Below are 322 nucleotides of genomic sequence, written 5' to 3'. Positions count from 1 at the left end.
CCTGAGCTGTGCGTATGTGCACTCCGGCTTGCTCGGCTGCATGCCGGCGGGAGACTCCCGCAGCGCGCAACTGTGAATACTGCTCACGTCCTGGATGTGGCTTGGCCCCTCGACGTCCGCTGGTAGGCACTCCCGCTTTCTTGGCCCACGCATAGGCGGAATTCCGGTTCGCTCCGACAATTCGGGCTGCCTCGGTCACCGTTCCCGACTCCCTCAAAGCCGCGAGGAAAGCTTCCTTCAGGATCTTGATTTCTTCAGATGCAGATGCCACGGTCGTCGCAACTCCCACAGTGGGGTGTTGCGACGACCACTAGAAGCCGCC

The 322-nt window shown here is 61.8% G+C and carries 1 pseudogene; it reads right to left on the bottom strand.

Features of this window, described 5'->3' with window-relative positions:
* Positions 1 to 271, bottom strand: a pseudogene (locus tag P3G66_RS31900) (IS30 family transposase); the annotation flags it as partial.
* Positions 272 to 322 lie beyond the last annotated feature (51 nt).

Source organism: Rhodococcus sp. C3V (genome assembly GCF_029269915.1).
In the GTDB taxonomy this organism is placed as follows: Bacteria; Actinomycetota; Actinomycetes; order Mycobacteriales; family Mycobacteriaceae; genus Rhodococcus_F; species Rhodococcus_F qingshengii.
This window is presented reverse-complemented; position numbering and strand designations above follow the sequence as displayed.